This window comes from Paraburkholderia sp. J8-2, assembly GCF_905220195.1.
In the GTDB taxonomy this organism is placed as follows: Bacteria; Pseudomonadota; Gammaproteobacteria; order Burkholderiales; family Burkholderiaceae; genus Paraburkholderia.
The window spans coordinates 65,794-79,677 of record NZ_CAJMZA010000021.1 but is presented as its reverse complement, the minus strand read 5'-3'; the positions used below and the strand labels follow the sequence as shown (position 1 = coordinate 79,677).

Genomic DNA, 13,884 nt, shown 5'->3' with positions numbered 1-13,884 from the left:
TTTTGGCGCCCTCAACGTCTGGTCACGCATGCTCGACTTTTTCCGCAATCACAAACGCCTGATGATGTTCATGCTGCTCCTGGTCATTCTGCCAGGGCTGGGCTTCGTCGGTATTCAAGGTTTCCGCGGCTTCTTCGATGAAAGCGCGAACGTCGCAAGCGTCAACGGCCACAAGATCACGCGTGTCGAGTACGACAACGCTGCGCGCCAGCAACTCGACCAGGCCCGCCAGGTCCTCGGCGCGCAATTCGATGCCAGCCTGTTCGACACGCCCCAGCATCACAAGGACATTCTGGACGGGCTGATCCAGCAGCGCGTGCTCGTGGACGAAACGCAGCGCCTGCATCTCACCGCCTCGGACGACGCCGTGCGCCGCGCGCTGCTCGCCGACCCGGTGATCTCGTCGCTCAAGAATCCCGACGGCTCGATCAATCTCGACCAGTACAAGCAACTGCTCGCCATGCAGGGCATGACGCCCGAGCAGTACGACGAGCGCGTGCGCTATAGCCTGGCCATGCAGCAATTGCCGGCGTCGATCATCAGCAGCGCGTTCACGCCGAAGGCGCTCGCGCAGCAGCTCACCGGCCTCTCGGAGCAGCAGCGCGAAGTGCAGGGCCTGGCGTTCCACGCGAGCGACTACGCGCCCAAGGTCCAGCCGACCGATGCACAACTGCAGGCGTATTACGACGCAAACAAGAACGCATTCGCCACGCCGGCCACGGCGCAGATCCAGTATCTCGTGCTCTCGGCGGCTACGGTGGCCGCCGGCGTGCAGCCGAGCGACGCCGACCTCAAGAAGTACTACGACGACAACATTGCGCACTACCGTACGCAGGAAGAAGTGCGCGCGAGCCATATCCTGATCACGGTGCCGAAGAACGCGAGCGCCGACGTGCGCAACGCCGCGAAGCAAAAGGCCGAATCGATCCTCGCCGAAGTCAAGGCGCATCCGGATCAGTTCGCGCAGATCGCGCAGAAGGAATCGCAGGACCCGGGTTCGGCCTCGAAGGGCGGCGACCTCGGTTACTTCGGCCCCGGCATGATCGCGGGCGGTCAGGCGTTCGACGACGCGGTCTTCAAGCTCAAGAAAGACGAGATCAGCGGCGTGATCCAGTCGGACTTCGGCTATCACATCGTCAAGGTCACCGACCTGAAGCCGGCGGTCACGAAGCCGTTCGACGACGTGAAGGCGCAGATCGCGAACGACGTGAAGGCCCAGCAGGCCGCGAAGCTGCTCGCCGAAGCGAGCGACGGCTTCACGTCGGTGGTCTACGAGCAGGCCAAGAGCCTGCAGCCGGCCGCGGACAAGTACAAGCTGACGATCCAGACGGCCACGGTCACGCCGAAGCCCAATGCAACGCTGCCGCCGGATAGCCCGCTGAACAACCAGAAGTTCCTCGACGCCGTATTCGCGAGCGACTCGGTAAATCAGCACAACAACACCCAGGCAATCGACGTCGGCAACAACACGCTGATTTCGGCGCACGTGACGAACTACCAGCCGGCCGCCGTGCCTGCCTTCGCCGCGGTCAAGGATGCCGTGCGCCAGAAGGTTGTCGCTCAACTGGCCGCCGACATGGCTCGCAAGGACGGCGAGGCCAAGCTCGCAGAATTCCAGAAGTCGAAGTCGACCGATGGCTTCTCGTCGGCGCTCAAGGTGTCGCGTAACGACGCTCAGGGTCTGCCGCCTGGCGCGCTCTCCGCGGTCTTCAAGGTCGATTCGCAGAAGCTGCCCGCCTACGTGGGCGTGGACCTCGGCAAAGACGGCTATGCGATCTACCGCGTGAACAGCGTGACGAACGGTCCGGCCGCTGACGGCCAGCGTCTGGCCGCCGCGCAGCAACAGCTTGCCCAGGTGGGTGGGCAGTCGCAGGTGCAGTCGTATCTCGACGCACTGCGCGACCGCTCGAAGGTCAAGCTCTACGGCTCGCTCGGCTCGGCCAGCCAGTCAGGCGACGGCGACAGCGGTCAGTAAGCGCGACCCGCGTATCCGCCCGTTAGCGGAGAACGCCGCAGCAAAAAAAGCCCCGCGATGCATCGCGGGGCTTTTGCGTTGTGGCGAGCGCGAAATCAGAGGCAGGCGTTGATGTCGCCGGTGGCGTCTGCGCCCCCACTGCCGCCGGAGCGGAAGCCAACCCACGTCTTCGCGCTGGCACTCCACGCCGGGCGCACCGTTGCGGCTGCGCCGTTGGGCGGCTGCTGGCCAGGGACGTAGACGTCGACAGCCTGGTTGTTGGCGAGCACGGACTGCGAGACGACTTGCTGTTGCGACTTGTCGGCCCATTTTTGCGCGATGCATTGCGCAACCGCCGTGGGCGGTTGCTGGCTGGTGCCGACGGACTGCGCTCCGCTCGGCATCGGCTGATTGGCGCAGGCAGCAAGCGCTGCCGTAACGACAATGAGAGGTAAATATTTCACGCTTCTTCCCTCCAGTCAGGGTCGGTCGGATTCAGACGACGCAGCTTCTCGGGCTCGCGTGTCTGACGCAAACGGTGGCCAATGGCGAGACGCGCTTACCCGCCGCCACGCCGCCCAAGGCGAGATCGGCCTGAACGCGCCTGTGGCGGGGCCTTGCGGCCGGGCGCCCGGTGAGGACGCCCGCAGATTTGTCCTGTTGCCGCCTCAGCGCCGTGCGCTGTCGCCTAGCAACGGCTTGAGCGTTGGCCACACGTTGTCGAGCAGCAATGGCTGTGCCTGCTGGGTGGGATGGATCTGATCGGCCTGGAAGAGTTCGGGCTTGTCGGCGAGGCCGGCGAGGAGAAAGGGCACGAGCGGCACGTTCAGTTCCTTCGCAAGCCGTTCGTAGATCGCGTGGAAATCGCGCGTGTAGTCGGGCCCATAGTTGGGCGGCACGTACATGCCGATCAGCACGGGCTTCGCGCCGCCCTTGCGGATCTGCGCGACGATGGCGCGCAGATTGCTCTCGGTTGTCGTGAGCGGCACGCCGCGCAGCGCGTCGTTGGCGCCCAGTTCGACGACCACGATCGAGGGCTTGATGCGCTGCATGACGAGCGGCAGGCGGGTGAGTCCGCCGCTTGTCGTGTCCCCGCTGATGCTCGCATTCGCAACGTTATAATCAATGCGCTCACTGGCCAGGTGCTGGCGCAGCAGGGCCACCCAGCCTGTATCGCGAGGCAGGCCGTATTCGGCGGAAAGGCTGTCGCCGAGCACGACGATGTTGGGTTTTGCCATGGCGGGGCTCGTCGCCGCGTTGGCAGTGGGCGCGGGCGTAGCCGCGAGCGCGGCGCCGGTCATGCCAAACGATGTGCCAAGCACTGCAGCGGCGGTTAAGCTGGTGATCGAGGCAAATGCAGAAACAAACGCGCTGAAGCGGGACCCGGTGCGGGAGAGGGTGGCGCGCCGCGCGGCGCGTTTCTGGTTCACGGCTAACCTGTGCGTCATCATGTGCGAATGAATAGCGATCCAGTCATCGAAGTACGGGGTTTGTGCAAGCGGGTGACCGACGCCACCGGCGAACTGACGATCCTCGACGGCATCGACCTCACCGTGCAGGCGGGCGGGAGCGTTGCGATCGTCGGTGCGTCCGGTTCCGGCAAGTCGACGCTGCTCGGCCTGCTGGCCGGCCTCGACAGCGCGAGCGCGGGTTCCGTGCGCCTGCTCGGTCATGAGCTTACCGGCATGGCCGAAGATCAGCGCGCGGCGCTGCGCAACGGCTCGGTGGGTTTCGTGTTCCAGTCGTTCCAGCTGATGCCGCATCTCACCGCTTTGGAAAATGTCGCGCTGCCGCTCGAACTGCAGGGCGGGATGTCGACGCGTGATGCTTTCGCCCGCGCGCGTACGTTGCTCGAGCGCGTGGGTCTTGCCGAGCGCACGGGCCACTATCCGAAGCTGCTCTCGGGCGGCGAGCAGCAGCGCGTGGCGCTCGCCCGCGCATTCGTGACGCGCCCGGCCGTGCTGTTTGCCGACGAGCCCACCGGCAGCCTCGACGCCGCCACGGGCCACGCCGTCATCGACCTGATGTTCGAGCTCAATCGCGCCAACGGAGCGACGCTCGTGCTCGTCACTCACGATGTCGATCTTGCGCAGCGTTGCGATGCGATCATCACGATCGAAGCGGGCCGCCGCGTGGCCAACACGCCGCATGGCGCGGCCGCTTCGCGCAGCGCAAGCAACGTCGAAGCCGGGCGCTAGTGCGCGAGCAACCAGCAAACCAATAAACGGCGTGCGCAGCCCACGCGCACGCCGGATCGACGCGAATTAACGCTTGAGCGCCGCACGGGCGCGCGCGATCAGCGCGGCCGTGGACGAATCGTGCGGCTTCACGTTCCCGCTCGCCGCGTTCAGGTCGGCTTCGACCACCTTGCCGAGGATCTTGCCAAGCTCCACGCCCCACTGGTCGAACGGGTTGATGTCCCACACGCAAGCCTGCACGAGCACCTTATGCTCATACAGCGCGATGATCGCGCCGAGCGAGCGTGCGGTAAGCGCGTCGACGAGCAGCGTGGTGGTCGGCCGGTTGCCGGGGAACATGATGTGCGGCACGAGTTCTGGCTTGTCCGGGCCCGCGATCTTGCGCGCTTCTTCCTCGGTGCGGCCAAGCATCAGCGCCTCGCTCTGCGCGAAGCAGTTCGCGAGCAGCTTCGGATGATGGTCGGCCAGCGGATGCTCGGGCGTGAGTACGGCGATGAAGTCGATCGGCACGATCGTCGTGCCCTGGTGCAGCATCTGGAAGAACGCGTGCTGGCCATTCGTGCCCGGCTCGCCCCAGGTGATCGCCGAGGTCGCATAGTCGACGAACTTACCGTCGAGGCGCGCCTGCTTGCCGTTGCTCTCCATTTCGAGCTGCTGGAGATACGAGGGCAGGAAGTGCAACGCTTCGGAATAGGGCGCGACGAGATAGCTCTGCGAGCCGAAGAAGTTGCGATACCAGACGCCGATCATGCCGAGCAGCACGGGCAGGTTCTTCTCGAGCGGCGCTTCGCGGAAGTGCTTGTCCATGTCGTGCGCGCCGGCGAGCAGTTCGTCGAACTGCTGCGGCCCGATGGCGATCATGATCGAGAGGCCCACAGCCGACCACAGCGAATAGCGGCCACCGACCCAGTCCCACATCTCGAACACGTTTTCTTGGGCGATGCCGAATTTCACGACTTCGGCCGGATTGGCCGAGACGCCCACGAAGTGCTTCGCGAGTTCGCTTTCCGGGCAGCCGTGCTTGACGAACCAGTCGCGCATGGACAGCGCGTTGGTCATGGTTTCGAGCGTCGTGAACGTCTTCGAAACGATGATTGCCAGTGTTTCTTCCGGGTCGATGTTTTCGATCGTGCGCCACAGATCCGCGCCGTCGACATTCGAGACGAAGTGCGAGGTGATCTCGGGCAGCTCGAGATGCTTGAGCGCGTGCACGACCATCTTCGGCCCGAGGTCCGAGCCGCCGATGCCGATGTTCACAACGTGGCGAATGCGCTTGCCGGTGTAGCCGGTCCATGCGCCGCTGCGCACGGCGTCGGCGAACTTCGCCATCTTTGCGCGCTCGGCGAGGATCTGCGCGTGGAACGGGGCGTCGGGCTCGGTGGCGCGCAAGGCGGTGTGCAGGGCCGCGCGGCCTTCAGTCGGGTTGACGACTTCGCCTTTGAACATCGCATCGCGGCGCGCTTCCACGCCGGCCTCGCGAGCGAGCTGCACGAGCAGCTTGAGCGTGGCGTCGGTGATGCGGTTCTTCGACAAGTCGGCGCCGAGGCCGGCGCCTGCGAACGTGAAGCGTTCGGCGCGCGTCGGCGCAGGGTCGTTGGCGGGAGCGAACCAGTCGCGCAGCTTTTCGTCGCGGATCTGTTCGTAATGCGTCTGTAGCGCGGACCAGGCGGGGAGCGGATTCGTCATGTTCGTCTAGCGAGGGATCACGAATAAGAGGGCGGCAGGTGCGGTTCGCCGGTCAGGCCGAACGCGCGCTTCGCGCGCCGCGGAGAAAGCACGGGCCGCCTCCGGTGAGAGGCGGCGTGCGGAGGATCAGTATAGCGGCCCCGCGCGACACTGCGCAGCGTTCTGGCGCTTGCGGGGGCAATGTGCGCGAGAGGCGGGGCGAAGGTCCTGGCGAAGCAAACTGCGTGCCGCGCGGGCGAACGTGCGGCGTGCGGCTTCGGGCTGCGCTCAGGCTCCTTTCATGCTGCGTTCAGGCAGTGAAGCCCGGCGCATAAAAGAGCCGGTTCATGAGCTTGCGCACAACCGGCGCGAGTTCGCCGGCGGTGAGGCCCGCGGGGCCGTCGCCTTGTGCGCACAGCGTGTCGGCGGCAAGGCCGTGCAGATAGACGCCCGCGAGCGCCGCCTCGTAGGGCGGCAGGCGCTGGGCCAGCAGCGCGCCGATCATGCCGCCGAGCACGTCGCCGGTGCCGCCCGTGGCGAGGCCGGCATTGCCGGTGGGATTGACGGCCACGCGGCCGTCGGGTGCCGCGATCACGGTGCCGCTGCCCTTGAGCACTGCAACCGCCGCATAGCGGGCCGCGAGTGTCCGCGCTGCGGCCACTCGGTCGCGCTGCACGGCGGCGGTATCGCAGCTCAACAGCCGTGCCGCTTCAAGCGGGTGCGGCGTGAGCACGCAAGGCGCCCCGCGCGTGGCGGCCGACTGTACGACGTGCGACGCGAGCGCTTCGTCGCGCGCGACGAGATTGAGCGCGTCGGCATCGAGCAGCACGGGAGCGTGGAGGCGCAGGATGGTGTCCACCAGCTGCCGTGCGGACGCGCTGCCGCCCATCCCGCATCCTGCCGCCACGGCGTCCATCGCATCGAGCGCGAGCCGGGCCGCCGCGTGCAGCATGAGTTCGGGGTGCGGGGCGTCGTACGGCGGCGCGTCGTTGCCGAGAAAGCCCACGTGAACCTTGCCCGCGCCGGTGAGGAGCGCCGCGCGCGCCGCGAGAATCGGCGCGCCGCACATGCCTGTGTCGCCGCCCACGACGGCCAGTGTGCCGAACGTGCCCTTGTGAGTGGCGAAGTCGCGCGCGGGCATTGCGGCGGCGAAGAGCGACGGTGCGTTCAGGCGCACGGCGCCCGCGGTGTTTTCGGTGTCGATGCCGATCGGCGCGACCGCGACGGCGCCCGCGTAGTCGCGCCCGAAACCCGTGTACAGGCCGGGCTTGGCGGCGATGAACGTGACGGTATGTGTCGCGCGCACGGCGGGGCCGCTGCCGACCACGTTGCCCGTATCGCTGTCGAGGCCGCTCGGCACGTCGAGCGAGAGCACGTGGCCATGGCTGCGCGCGCGTGCCGACAGTCTTTCGGCGAGTTCGGCGAACACGCCTTCGAGCCCGCGCGCGAGACCGATGCCGAACATCCCGTCGACGAGCCAGCCGTAAGCGTCGAACGACGCGGGCACGGACGAAGCGAGGGGCACGCCCGCCGCGCGCGCCTCGGCGAGCGCCCAGCGCGCGTCGTCGGGCTTGACCTCGGCTGGCATACAGACTTCCACGGTGACGCCCGCGCGATGCAGTTCGGTGGCGACGACGAGCGCGTCGCCACCGTTGTTGCCGGGCCCCGCGACGAGCCACACGGGTTTGTCGCTCGCCCACGAGGGCGCGTGCGCGAGCTGCTCGCTCAGGAAGTGCGCGGCGGCGGCGCCTGCGCGCGCCATCAGGGCGTGTGCAGGCAAGGCCGACTGTGTGGCGACTTCGGCCTTGCGCAACGCTTCGACGGCAAGAAGCGGCACCGCACGATCGTGCGGATTGACGAGCACCGGTTGCCCGGCGCCAGAGAAGTGGGGAGCGTGCGTCATGGCGATGCGGTTCCGGGAAGCGACATCGCAACGATACCCGAGCATGCCTTCAGACGGCACGCCTCAGATGCGCGGCGGACCGGCGCGGCGGCAAGGCAACGCCGCGCACGCACGCCTCGCTTAATCGCGGCCTGGCCAGAGCGCCTTGATGGTATCGGCCGGCAGGTCCGGCGCCGTGTTGGAGATCTGCTGGGCGACGAGGCGCGCCGAGCCGAGCGAAAGCGCCCAGCCCGCCGGCCCGTGGCCTGCGTTGACGAACAGGCGCGGGTGGCCCACGTTGCCGACCGCCGGCAGGCCGTCGGCGGAAAGCAGCTTCATGCCTTCCCACGCAAGCGCGGCCGAAATGCGCGCGGCGCCCGGCGCCCAGTCGCGCGACGCTTCGCCGAGCAGCGCGAGGGCGTCCTCGGTGAGCCCCTCCGGCAGTGCGTCGTCGACTTCCTTCGCACGCAGCAGCACGGCGGCGCCCGATATGCGCAGCCGGTGATTCATACGCGCGATGGCGATGCGCTTGCCTGCATCGACGATCGTGGTCTGCGGCACGCATTCCTCACGCGCCACCGGCGAATTGAGCGTGTGCATGCGCAGCGGATAGAACGGCATCTTGAGGCCGAGCGGCGCGAGCAGCCCTGGCGTTTGCGCACCCGCGGCGACCACGACGGCGTCGCCCGAGATCACCTCGACGTCGTGCGAGCGGCCCGCTTCGTGCGCAGGCGGCGCAAGTTCTACTGCCGCGCGCCGGTCTTCAAGGCGAATCGCGCTGACTTCGCGGCTCGTTTCGAACTGCACGCCCCCCTGGGTGTCGAGCACCTGCTTGAGCAGCTTCACGAAGAGCGGGCAGTTGGCGACCCGGCCAGTCTCGAAGTGCACGCCGCCCGCAAACGGCGGATCGGCGGGGATGGTATGGTCGAACGCCACGCATTCCGCGGGCGAAAGCGCGTGGTGGGGCGTCTCGAAGCGGCGCAGCTGTTCAAGAGCCGGCTGGGTGAGCGACCATTCATCGCTGCCGCGCACGAGATAGAGCAGGCCGTCGCGCTGCTCGTAGTCGAGCTGGAAGCGGGCGTCGATGTCGGCGAGTGCCGCTTGCGCGGACTCGATAAGCGGGCGCAGCAGCGCATAGCGCTCGGCGAACGCCTCGGAGCCGTGCAGCGTGGCGAGGCGCTTGACGAAGCCATGCGCCTGGCCGCGCCAGCCGGTCTTGCTGATCACACCGCCGGACGATTGCCGGCCATTGCGCAGGAAGGTGGGGCCGAACCAGACGTCGAGCGGCGTGGGCAGCGCAATGCCGCTATGGCCGTAGGTCGCGCCTTGCGCAACGGTGGCGTGGCGTTCGATCACGCAGACGCGGTGCCCGGCCGCGCGCAGCTGCCAGGCGGTGGCGATGCCGGCGATTCCGCCGCCGATGACGATGACATCCATGACGATACGATCTGCAGGCAGGTGACGCGCCAAGGTGAGGGCGTCCTGCGAAGGTGGGGCGTGCGGCGCGCCGAAACCATGCCCGGGTGCGCCGATCAGACGAAACGCGCAATCATAGCAGCGAAAGCGCCCGCGTCGCCATGCGCGAGGCCGGGGTGCCACATGCGTCTTGCGAGGCCGCCGGCGCCTTGCGGGCCAAGCCTCGGGCACGTCGAGGCGCATGCATCGATGCGCCCGGCATATCGCAAATTCAGTGCTTTTCGCGTGCGGTTTGCGTTGCCGTCCGTCATGACTGTCTCGAAATACGGTGCGATGCGCCTGCAAAGCCGTCCGCGGCGCGGCCGCAGGGGCGGCCAGGACAGTCCTTCCGGGTTATAATCGCGGTCTCCCTTCGCCTGACCGTCGCCATCCCCGCGCGACGCATCGCCACCTTGCGACGTGTTTCGCGCGAGGCGAAGCCGCGACGCAACTCTGACGCAACCTCGACGCAACGCCCCAGTCCATGGCCCACTTCTCGTGTTTCCCCGGCGCTTCGGCCCTTTCCGACTTCCGTCAGACCCGCCTGCTCGAGACGCTTCAGCGTATCGACGCCAACATCGTCGGCGTGCACGGCCAGTATCTGCATTTCGTCAACTCGGCCACGCCGCTCTCCGCTGACGACAGCGCGAAGATCGAAGCGCTGATGCACTACGGCGCGCCCTTCGCGGCCCCGCAGGAGCGCGGCAGCGCGCTCACGTTCCTCGTCGTGCCGCGTTTTGGCACCGTGTCGCCGTGGGCGAGCAAGGCCACGGACATCGCACACCATTGCGGTCTCGAGCACCTGCGCCGCATCGAGCGCGGCGTCGAGTACACCGTGGTGCTCAAGTCGGGTCTGCTCGGCGGCAAGAAGACGCTTTCGGAAGAGGCGCACGCGGCCGTCGCGGCGGCGCTGCACGACCGCATGACGGAGAGCGTGGCGCCTTCGCGCGACGCGGCGCTGCACCTGTTCGACGAACTGCCGGCCCGCCCGATGCAGACGGTCGACGTGCTGGGCCACGGTCGCGCGGCTCTCGAAACGGCCAACGGCGAATTGGGCCTCGCGCTCGCCGACGATGAAATCGACTACCTTGTCGAGAACTTCAAGAAGCTTGAGCGCAACCCGACCGACGTCGAGTTGATGATGTTCGCGCAGGCCAACAGCGAGCACTGCCGCCACAAGATCTTCAACGCGAGCTGGACGATCGACGGCCAGGACCAGGATATGTCGCTGTTCGCGATGATCCGCAATACCGAGAAGATCAGCCCGCAAGGCACGATCGTCGCGTACTCGGACAACTCGTCGATCATGGAAGGCGCGGTCGCGGAGCGCTGGTTCCCGCGCAAGACCAACGCCGACGGGACGCCTGGCGAACAGTACGGCCGCCACACCGAACTCACGCACACGCTGATGAAGGTGGAGACGCACAACCACCCCACGGCGATCTCGCCGTTCGCCGGCGCGGCCACGGGCTCGGGCGGCGAAATCCGCGACGAAGGCGCGACGGGCCGCGGCGCGCGCCCGAAGGCGGGTCTCACGGGCTTCACGGTCTCGAACCTCGATCTGCCCGACGCACGCGAAGCATGGGAAGACGCCCGCGACGCGGCTGTGCCGCTCACGCTGCGCAATCCCGCCGACACGCAGGGCGCCTATGGCCGCCCGGACCGCATCGCTTCGCCGCTGCAGATCATGATCGACGGCCCGCTCGGCGGCGCCGCGTTCAACAACGAATTCGGCCGCCCGAACCTCGGCGGCTACTTCCGCACCTACGAGCAGAACGTTGCGGGCACCGTGCGCGGCTATCACAAGCCGATCATGATCGCGGGCGGCCTCGGCAACATCAGCGCCCAGCACACGCACAAGCACGACCTGCCGGCCGGCACGCTGCTGATCCAGATCGGCGGCCCGGGCATGCGCATCGGCATGGGCGGCGGCGCGGCCAGCTCGATGGCGACCGGCACCAACACCGCCGAACTCGACTTCGACTCGGTGCAGCGCGGCAATCCCGAGATCGAGCGCCGTGCGCAGGAAGTCATCAACTCGTGCTGGCAGCTGGGCGAGCGCAATCCGATCCTGAGCATTCACGACGTGGGCGCGGGCGGTTTGTCGAACGCGTTCCCGGAACTCGTCGACGGCGCGGACAAGGGCGCGCGCTTCGAGCTGCGCGAGGTCCAGCTCGAAGAGTCGGGGCTTTCGCCGCGCGAAATCTGGTCGAACGAATCGCAGGAACGCTACGTTCTCGCGATCGCGCCCGCCGATCTGGCCGAGTTCAAGGCGATCTGCGAGCGTGAGCGCTGTCCGTTCGCCGTCGTGGGTGTCGCAACCGACGCGCGCGACCTGAAGCTGATCGACACCGACGAGCACGCACTCGCAGCCAACGGCGGCCACCAGCCCGTCGACATGCCGATGGACATCCTGCTCGGCAAGCCGCCGCGCATGCATCGCAACGTCGAACACGCGAGCGTGCCGCTTTCGCCGGTCGAAGTCACGGGCATCTCGTTCGACGAAGTCGCGAAGAGCGTGCTGCGTCACCCGACCGTGGGCAGCAAGTCGTTCCTCATCACCATCGGCGACCGCTCGGTGGGCGGCACGACGGTGCGCGACCAGATGGTCGGCCCGTGGCAGGTGCCGGTGGCCGACTGCGCGATCACCGCGCTCGACTACGCCGGTTACAAAGGCGAAGCGATGACGATGGCCGAGCGTACGCCGCTCGCCGTGATCGACGCGCCGGCATCGGGCCGCATGGCCGTGGGCGAGGCGATCACCAATATCGCGAGCGCACCGATCCTGTCGCTCGACAAGCTCAAGCTTTCCGCGAACTGGATGGCCGCGTGCGGCGCACCGGGCGAAGACGCCGCGCTGTACGACACCGTGAAGGCGATCGGCATGGAGCTGTGCCCGGCGCTTGGCATCGGCATTCCGGTGGGCAAGGATTCGCTCTCCATGCGCACGAAGTGGAACGAGGAGGGCGTGGCGAAGGAAGTGGTCGCGCCGGTTTCGCTCATCATCTCGGCGTTCGCGCCGGTCGAAGATGTGCGCCGCCATCTCACGCCGCAACTGCGCCGCGTTGACGAAGTGGGCGAGTCGGTCCTGATCGCCATCGATCTGGGCCGCGGCAAGAACCGCATGGGCGGCAGCATCTTCGCGCAGGTCACGCAGCAAGTGGGCGACGCGGTGCCCGACGTGGACAGCGCCGAAGACCTCAAGCAGTTCTTCACGGCCATCCAGCAACTGAACGCGAACGAGCAGCTGCTCGCGTACCACGACCGATCGGACGGCGGCCTGTGGGCGACGGTTTGCGAAATGGCCTTCGCGGGCCACACGGGCGTGTCGCTGAATGTGGACATGCTCACGCTCGACAGCGAGCATGAGTCCGACTACGGCGACGCCAAGGACTGGGCGAAGCAAACGAGCGGCCGCCGCGAAGACCGCACGCTGCGCGCGCTCTTCTCCGAAGAACTCGGCGCCGTGATCCAGGTGCCGGCACAGCAACGCGACGCCGTGATGGCGGTGCTGCGCACGCACGGCTTGTCGGTCTGCTCGCACGTGATCGGCACGCTGAACCCGCGCGACTCGATCGAAATCTACCGTGACGCCAAGCGCATCTACGACGCGCCGCGCGCCGAACTGCAGCGTGTGTGGAGCGAGGTGAGCTGGCGCATTGCGCGCCTGCGCGACAACCCCGCCTGCGCCGATTCCGAATACGACGCGCTGCTCGACGCCGCCGACCCTGGCATGCAGCCGCATCTCACGTTCGATCCGGCCGAGGACATCGCCGCGCCGTTCATCGGCAAGGGCGCGCGTCCGCGCGTGGCGATCCTGCGCGAGCAGGGCGTGAACTCGCATCTCGAAACCGCGTACGCATTCGACCGCGCCGGCTTCGACGCGCACGACGTCCACATGAGTGACCTGCTCGAAGGCCGCGCCACGCTCGCCGACTTCGCGGGCGCGGTGGCCTGCGGCGGCTTCTCGTACGGCGACGTGCTGGGCGCTGGCGAAGGCTGGGCCAAGACGATTCGCTTCAACGCGAAGCTCGCGGACATGTTCGCGGCGTTCTTCGCGCGTCAGGACACGTTCGCGCTCGGCATCTGCAACGGCTGCCAGATGCTGTCGAGCCTCGCCTCGATGATCCCGGGAGCCGAAGCCTGGCCGAAGTTCACGCGCAACAAGTCGGAGCAGTTCGAAGCGCGCTTCTCGCTCGTGGAAGTGGAGAGCTCGCCGTCGATCTTCTTCAACGGCATGGAAGGCTCGCGCATTCCGGTGGCGGTCGCGCACGGCGAAGGTTTCGCGGACTTCTCGCAGCAGGGCGACCTTTCGAAGGTGGCCGTGGCGATGCGCTACGTCGACCATCGTGCCCAGGCCACGGAAGCCTACCCGTTCAACCCGAACGGCTCGCCGCAAGGCATCACATCGGTCACGACGCCCGACGGCCGCTTTACGGTGCTCATGCCGCACACCGAGCGCGTGCAGCGCACGGTGACGATGAGCTGGCACCCCGAAGCCTGGGGCGAGGCGAGCCCGTGGATGCGTGCGTTCCAGAACGCACGCAAATGGGTGGGCTAACACGCTGACCGGACCGCGCGCGGACGTTTGACGCCGGGGCACGCCAACGCGTTCGCCTCGACTGAAAACCCCGGCCATGCCTCGATTGCGAGTGCGGGCCGGGGTTTTTGCCTTTCGGACGCCGACCGGTGAGTCTTGCGGCGAATACCGGCGCTAATCGCCGCATTTT

Annotated in this window: 9 protein-coding genes; 4 read left to right on the top strand and 5 right to left on the bottom strand. The window is 67.4% G+C overall.

Going from position 1 to position 13,884, the window contains the following annotated elements; all coding sequences use genetic code 11:
• Positions 1-28: 28 nt before the first annotated feature.
• Positions 29-1,975 carry a SurA N-terminal domain-containing protein gene (locus U5A52_RS31110; RefSeq protein WP_321914863.1) on the top strand — a complete coding sequence of 649 codons (1,947 nt, stop codon included), beginning with the start codon at positions 29-31 and terminating at the stop codon, positions 1,973-1,975.
• A gap of 95 nt (positions 1,976-2,070) precedes the next feature.
• Here U5A52_RS31110 and U5A52_RS31105 read toward each other — a convergent pair whose 3' ends face one another.
• Both U5A52_RS31105 and U5A52_RS31100 read right to left on the bottom strand, forming a co-directional pair.
• Positions 2,071-2,418, bottom strand: coding sequence for a hypothetical protein (locus U5A52_RS31105; protein WP_321914864.1), 348 nt, complete (start codon positions 2,416-2,418; stop codon positions 2,071-2,073).
• 204 nt (positions 2,419-2,622) lie between these two features.
• Positions 2,623-3,255 (bottom strand): arylesterase, encoded by a 633-nt coding sequence (locus U5A52_RS31100; protein WP_321937617.1) that lies wholly within the window; start codon positions 3,253-3,255, stop codon positions 2,623-2,625.
• Between U5A52_RS31100 and U5A52_RS31095 the strand changes: the two genes are divergently transcribed.
• The gene (locus U5A52_RS31095; RefSeq protein ID WP_321937650.1) at positions 3,191-3,415 is read left to right on the top strand and encodes a hypothetical protein; all 225 of its coding nucleotides are present in this window, start codon (positions 3,191-3,193) and stop codon (positions 3,413-3,415) included. The genes U5A52_RS31100 and U5A52_RS31095 overlap by 65 nt on opposite strands.
• The gene (locus tag U5A52_RS31090; protein ID WP_415765957.1) at positions 3,412-4,152 is read left to right on the top strand and encodes an ABC transporter ATP-binding protein; all 741 of its coding nucleotides are present in this window, start codon (positions 3,412-3,414) and stop codon (positions 4,150-4,152) included. The genes U5A52_RS31095 and U5A52_RS31090 overlap by 4 nt, the downstream gene beginning before the upstream one ends.
• Before the next feature lie 66 nt (positions 4,153-4,218).
• Here the strand turns inward: U5A52_RS31090 and pgi are convergent, their stop codons facing one another.
• The 3 genes from pgi to U5A52_RS31075 form a co-directional block, all read right to left on the bottom strand.
• Positions 4,219-5,838, bottom strand: a complete 1,620-nt coding sequence (pgi, locus tag U5A52_RS31085) for a glucose-6-phosphate isomerase (protein WP_321914867.1) — start codon at positions 5,836-5,838, stop codon at positions 4,219-4,221.
• Between the two features lie 289 nt (positions 5,839-6,127).
• On the bottom strand, positions 6,128-7,720 hold the full coding sequence (locus U5A52_RS31080) for an NAD(P)H-hydrate dehydratase (RefSeq protein WP_321937615.1): 1,593 nt from the start codon (positions 7,718-7,720) through the stop codon (positions 6,128-6,130).
• 120 nt (positions 7,721-7,840) lie between these two features.
• Positions 7,841-9,136: an FAD-dependent oxidoreductase gene (locus tag U5A52_RS31075; protein ID WP_321937613.1), complete on the bottom strand. Its 1,296-nt coding sequence runs from the start codon at positions 9,134-9,136 to the stop codon at positions 7,841-7,843.
• A gap of 502 nt (positions 9,137-9,638) precedes the next feature.
• On the opposite strand from U5A52_RS31075, the gene purL reads away from it, so the two are divergent.
• Positions 9,639-13,715 carry a phosphoribosylformylglycinamidine synthase gene (purL, locus tag U5A52_RS31070; protein ID WP_321937611.1) on the top strand — a complete coding sequence of 1,359 codons (4,077 nt, stop codon included), beginning with the start codon at positions 9,639-9,641 and terminating at the stop codon, positions 13,713-13,715.
• Positions 13,716-13,884 lie beyond the last annotated feature (169 nt).

Coding starts and splice junctions, on each gene's coding strand:
- U5A52_RS31110 (WP_321914863.1), top strand. CDS start 29: ATGCTCGACTTTTTCCGCAATCACAAACGCCTGATGATGTTCATGCTG.
- U5A52_RS31095 (WP_321937650.1), top strand. CDS start 3,191: ATGGCGGGGCTCGTCGCCGCGTTGGCAGTGGGCGCGGGCGTAGCCGCG.
- U5A52_RS31100 (WP_321937617.1), bottom strand. CDS start 3,255: ATGACCGGCGCCGCGCTCGCGGCTACGCCCGCGCCCACTGCCAACGCG.
- U5A52_RS31090 (WP_415765957.1), top strand. CDS start 3,412: ATGAATAGCGATCCAGTCATCGAAGTACGGGGTTTGTGCAAGCGGGTG.
- pgi (WP_321914867.1), bottom strand. CDS start 5,838: ATGACGAATCCGCTCCCCGCCTGGTCCGCGCTACAGACGCATTACGAA.
- U5A52_RS31080 (WP_321937615.1), bottom strand. CDS start 7,720: ATGACGCACGCTCCCCACTTCTCTGGCGCCGGGCAACCGGTGCTCGTC.
- U5A52_RS31075 (WP_321937613.1), bottom strand. CDS start 9,136: ATGGATGTCATCGTCATCGGCGGCGGAATCGCCGGCATCGCCACCGCC.
- purL (WP_321937611.1), top strand. CDS start 9,639: ATGGCCCACTTCTCGTGTTTCCCCGGCGCTTCGGCCCTTTCCGACTTC.